Origin of the sequence: Metabacillus niabensis (genome assembly GCF_902829255.1) — a bacterium.
Taxonomy (GTDB): domain Bacteria; phylum Bacillota; class Bacilli; order Bacillales; family Bacillaceae; genus Metabacillus; species Metabacillus niabensis.
In genome coordinates this window covers 1-4,772 of the sequence record NZ_CADEPK010000260.1, presented here as the reverse complement: position 1 = coordinate 4,772, position 4,772 = coordinate 1, and the positions used below count along the sequence as shown (strand labels likewise).

Sequence of the window (4,772 nt, the reverse complement as noted above, 5' to 3'; positions counted from 1 at the left end):
GAAGTAAAGTTATTTCGAAAAACATATCAATTTTTTCTAATCTTTTGATAAATCAATTCTCATCCGATAAACATACATTATTATAGAAAAAAGAGAGGAGATTGTTATGTTTGTTACATTGTTATTACCGATTATAGTACCTTATGGTTGTTCCAGAACTTTTTTTGATCCACATGCTCGTTTCGTAAGAAGAACAAATTTCTTTAGATGGATTCATTCAGTAAATGAACAAAGTAGACAATATCAGCAAGTACAATTATTAAAAAGTGAAGATATTGAAAAACACAAAAATACGATTATCGAAGGTGAACAAAAGCCTCAAACCAAATTTGTACCAAGTAATGTGACGTAGTTTTGATCCGTTTTTTTTATTTCTTAACCTTTCCAGCATCAAATGAGATGCTGTTGTTTTTTGGTAACTAGCTGACAGGATAAAAGGATAATTAAAGCGACTTTATACAATAATAATGAAGATATTACATTGGTAAGGAAATACATATTTGCAGCTTAATGGACTGCTGTTTGGCATAATGTTATGAAGCTTATGATACAAAGGAATGGATAAATGATCTTTTTACATTTCGTTCTAGTGTTTTTACTCCCTTGGATTGTTGGTATTTGTCATCTTTATAAAAAGGATAAACAGGTAATCCCTTTGGTTGGTCCGGCCTTCAGTATTCTTGCTTTTACGATAAACGAATTCGGGTTTTATTTCGGCTTTTGGGAGGTTTTCCCCTTTCCTGAACAAAAAACTTTATCAGCATTACTTTTTAATTTGGGGGTTTATCCCGTTTTAGCAAGTTATTTGATTTATTTTATTAAAAAGTATAAGCATCCTGTTTTATTTGTTTTTTTAATGACTTTCGTTACAACTTTGCTCGAATCGATTTATGTTTACTATGGGATGGTGAGTTATGGGAACGGATGGAATTCCTTTTATACGTTCTTTTCCTATTTAGTACCATATGGTTTGATTTATCTTTACCATATCTATTTAAAAAGAATTGTACTCTAGAAAGGGATTTGGGTTGAAAAAGTGTGATGATCACCTTTCACGGTGACCACCACACTATAAATTAATCTCGATTTCACGTTAATGTCGCTGTAAAATTTCTGAAATAATTTCTGAAGGCTCTTTTTCATGGATATGTGTGTGGAAATTATCTATCCGATTTTGATACTGATGCAAGCTTTCCTCATTCTGAAGGATTGAAAGGATTTGCTCATATATATTTTCCTTGTCTAGATGAAAGACTAGACCAGCCTCTTTTAGTTGAGTGAGATTGATTTGCTCCTGTCCTGGTAGAGCATCATAAATAAAGATAGGCCTTCTTTTAAATAGGCTTTCACTTATTGTCATGCCTCCGGGTTTTGTTAAAATGGCATCGATTTGATTATAAAGCTCATTCATTTTCTCTCTACAGCTAATATAAGGATATGGGATGATATATTTAGTTCCTAGCCCTTTTATCTTTTCATATAATGCTCTATTTTTCCCACATAACACAAAAAATTGGATTCGTGGCTTAGAATGAATCTCCTGTAGATAATGTAACAAGTTTTCTAAACCGCCAACTCCAAGATTCCCACCTGAAATGAGCACTGTTGATAGCGAGTTCCTTTTATATTCAGGTGCCTCTAGCTGTTTTTTTATTTTTGGATGCGTCGGTATTCCGGTAATGAAAATATTGTCTTCATTGATTTTTCGTTGTATTAAATATTCCTTCATTTGCTGAGTTGGAACGAAATGGAAGTCGATTTGCTCGATTCCCCAAAAGCTGTGGATAAAATAATCTGTGTACACATTAATGATAGGAATTTGTAAGTCATGTCTTTGTTTTAAATAATTGAGCATATAGGATGGCAATGCATGTGTACATATGATCAAATCTGGCTGCTTTTCTGCCAAAAGCTTTTTCATAAACGTGAGAAAGAGCAGTTCATACAAACGATATCGTTTATTGACCTCAATATTTTTGTAGACAGCCGTCTTATAGATGGAATTGTATATTTGGGGAAATGAATGGATCCATTTTAAGTATATGCTCGAAATGATTTTTTCCATCTTACCGTAGCTATAGCTGAGAATATCAACTTTATCACACTGAATAGCTGGATCGATTTGTCTAATCCCGTCAATTAAAGAATTTGCCGCCTGATGGTGACCAGATGGAATTTGTAAAAAAGGGAGAAATAAAACTTTTTTCATCATACACCTCCATAAGCCTAAGTAGAGAAGGGATAAAGTATTTACCATCTATTTCTTGTAAAATTAGTAGTCTTTTTCCTATATAATGAATAGGAAGGAGGCATTATCTTGAGTATATTTTTCATTACTGTTGTAGTCATTTTTCTTTATGCCCTAATTAAAAAAGCGAATAATAATACGAAAGATGTTGTCGTTAATCGAATCGAAATGGGTAACGAAGGATCGAACGAAGATGATTCAACATTATCGATTTTGCAGCTTTCGGATTTACATTTAGAAAATATATCGATTTCTCCGGATGGAATTTACGAGAAGCTAAAAGATGAACAACTTGATTTAATCGTCCTTACGGGAGATTTTTTAGATCGGAAACGTACAATTCCGAAGCTTATCCCTTATTTAGAGAAACTCAATCAATTAAAGTCAACTTATGGTATCTATGCTGTATTAGGTAACCATGATTATGTTTTAAAGCAGCCAGACCTACAAACGTTAATTGATACGCTTGTGAAATATAATTGCAAAGTATTAAAAAATCAACATGACATCATTTCTGCTAAAGGTACATTAGTCAATATTATTGGGATTGATGACTTTAGTACAAAACGAAGCAATATTGAAGCTTCCTATAAAGGAATTCAGTCAGGTATCAATCTAGTGATTACCCATGACCCTAATATCGTGTTGCAGATGAAAAACTATCATTTTGATTATTTGCTTGCAGGACATTTTCACGGTGGACAAATTTGCTATCCAAAGGCATATCATCTAGCAAAAATGGGCAAGCTTGCCCGTATGAATATGATAAAAGGACTTCATAATCATGACGGAAAACCGTTTTATATCAATGAAGGACTTGGTCAGACAGGTGTAAACATCCGCGTAGGAAGCAGACCTGAAATGACTCTTCATAAGCTATCATTAGGAAGAGTTTCAAGTGAAGCAGTAAAAGCGATTTAGGGAAAAAGCGATATGGATCGCTTTTTCCTTTTTTACAAGGTAAGAAAGTATAACATTTTGAACTTAGTTTTAGTGTCTAGCTCCAGCGCCTAGCCCCTCTAGGGTCTAGGCAATTTGGAATTGAAGGCAAAGAACGCCTTCTATTCCAAATCGCCTTATGCTTGTCGGGGCTGATCAAGGCGCTTGCGCTTTTCTTATTGACTATTCGCTGTTATTCATTCTGTACATCGTTGATAATTTGTCTATAGACATAATTAAGTAACTTGGTTTATGGTTCTTTAACACTTGCCACAATGAATTGTTACTAGATATTAGTTCAATCGGTAAAAATGCAAGCCGTTTGAACCACTGGTAGACAGGATGTGATATGGAAAAGACTTCAAAGCCAAGTCGTTTACAGCCTTTGTTTAATGTAGTAATTCCGATAATCCCTTTAATTTGACTCGATTGTGGATGATTTTGAATATAAAGGTTAATTTCAGGTAATGACTTTTGAACATATCGATAAATGGTTTTGGCTTTCTTAAGCTCACTTTTTGTCGTTTTAAATTCCTTTAATAATCTGACGTTATGAAGGTGAATCTTAACTAACGTATCATTTTTGTTTATTTCTGTTCCATCTGCTAGAACGATATTCCTGCCTTTATATTTCGTTAATCGAACCCGAAAGATATTCCCTTCTTTAGATGGAAGGTATGTGAGCCGTGTAAACTGATAATATAGTGGGTCTATTAGATTCCAAATAGAGATGATATACTCTCTCATCTTTCTACTTCTCCTTTACCTTTCCTACTATCTATTTTTTTGTATAAGCGTATTATTTGATGTATGGTAATTTGTGTAAGATTGAACTGTGTGGCAGAATGATGACGAAATGCATGTAACTGCTATTTTTATTATTGAAGGAAAAACGTAGAAGTATGATAAACTTAATCTTCAAGAGGTGGTTTTCGTCATGCAGCAATTACAATTTGAAGCGTCTTGGGAAAAAGCAATAGCTGAACAGGACCGACAACATATAGAAACAATTTTTAATGAAACAAAACATGCTCCCGATTCCGACATTCTTTGCACTCCGATTCGAGAAGCGATTAACCATAAAGAGGCGCTGCTCGTGACGGTATTGGTTCATAATTTCACTGATAATCCGCTTGCCTTTCATAACGTAAGATTGCTTTACAGTGTGCATGATGAGGTCATAGCAGATAATATCTTCACTATCCATGCACTTGTCATCCCAGCAAAGGTTAGTATGCCTTGGACATTTATTTTTCCAAAGGGAAGTTATAAACAACAGACTGTTTTTGAGAATGGGCGATTAGAAATTGTTTAATTTAGGTTGAAAACTCAATAGATGTGAACGATAATTTAATCAAAATTTTTTGATTAAATAGATTGACATCAGAAAATTTTGGATATATAGTTGAAATATCAAAAAAAATTGATTTAAGAAAAGTTTGTACGTGGAAATAATTGATGATGTGAACCAGTTATTGTTTGTGAAACACTATTTGTAGATGAAAATTTTATGAGCGAAATATCAATTTTTTTTGATTAATATATCAAAAAAAATTGTTTTAAGAGGTGACATGATGTTTAATGA

6 protein-coding genes are annotated in these 4,772 nt (G+C 33.4%); 4 read left to right on the top strand and 2 right to left on the bottom strand.

Translation table 11 applies throughout. From position 1 onward, the window contains the following. Nucleotides 1-106: 106 nt before the first annotated feature. Together HU235_RS15855 and HU235_RS25095 are read left to right on the top strand one after the other, a co-directional pair. Nucleotides 107-352, top strand: coding sequence for a hypothetical protein (locus HU235_RS15855; protein ID WP_174880831.1), 246 nt, complete (start codon nt 107-109; stop codon nt 350-352). Between the two features lie 216 nt (nt 353-568). Next, entirely contained in the window at nt 569-1,015 is a 447-nt protein-coding gene (locus tag HU235_RS25095) for a CBO0543 family protein (RefSeq protein WP_370877252.1), read from the top strand. 78 nt (nt 1,016-1,093) lie between these two features. Here the strand turns inward: HU235_RS25095 and HU235_RS15850 are convergent, their stop codons facing one another. Continuing rightward, nucleotides 1,094-2,212 carry an MGDG synthase family glycosyltransferase gene (locus HU235_RS15850; RefSeq protein ID WP_174880830.1) on the bottom strand — a complete coding sequence of 373 codons (1,119 nt, stop codon included), beginning with the start codon at nt 2,210-2,212 and terminating at the stop codon, nt 1,094-1,096. A 105-nt stretch (nt 2,213-2,317) separates the two neighbouring features. Between HU235_RS15850 and HU235_RS15845 the strand changes: the two genes are divergently transcribed. Next, nucleotides 2,318-3,169, top strand: coding sequence for a metallophosphoesterase (locus tag HU235_RS15845; protein WP_174880829.1), 852 nt, complete (start codon nt 2,318-2,320; stop codon nt 3,167-3,169). 201 nt (nt 3,170-3,370) lie between these two features. On the opposite strand, the gene HU235_RS15840 is transcribed toward HU235_RS15845, so the two are convergent. Then, nucleotides 3,371-3,934, bottom strand: coding sequence for a YkoP family protein (locus HU235_RS15840; RefSeq protein ID WP_174880828.1), 564 nt, complete (start codon nt 3,932-3,934; stop codon nt 3,371-3,373). A gap of 190 nt (nt 3,935-4,124) precedes the next feature. Here HU235_RS15840 and HU235_RS15835 point away from each other — a divergent pair, with 190 nt between their 5' ends. Continuing rightward, entirely contained in the window at nt 4,125-4,502 is a 378-nt protein-coding gene (locus HU235_RS15835) for an SLAP domain-containing protein (RefSeq protein ID WP_174880827.1), read from the top strand. Nucleotides 4,503-4,772 lie beyond the last annotated feature (270 nt).

Coding starts and splice junctions, on each gene's coding strand:
- HU235_RS15840 (WP_174880828.1), bottom strand. CDS start 3,934: ATGAGAGAGTATATCATCTCTATTTGGAATCTAATAGACCCACTATAT.
- HU235_RS15850 (WP_174880830.1), bottom strand. CDS start 2,212: ATGATGAAAAAAGTTTTATTTCTCCCTTTTTTACAAATTCCATCTGGT.
- HU235_RS15835 (WP_174880827.1), top strand. CDS start 4,125: ATGCAGCAATTACAATTTGAAGCGTCTTGGGAAAAAGCAATAGCTGAA.
- HU235_RS15855 (WP_174880831.1), top strand. CDS start 107: ATGTTTGTTACATTGTTATTACCGATTATAGTACCTTATGGTTGTTCC.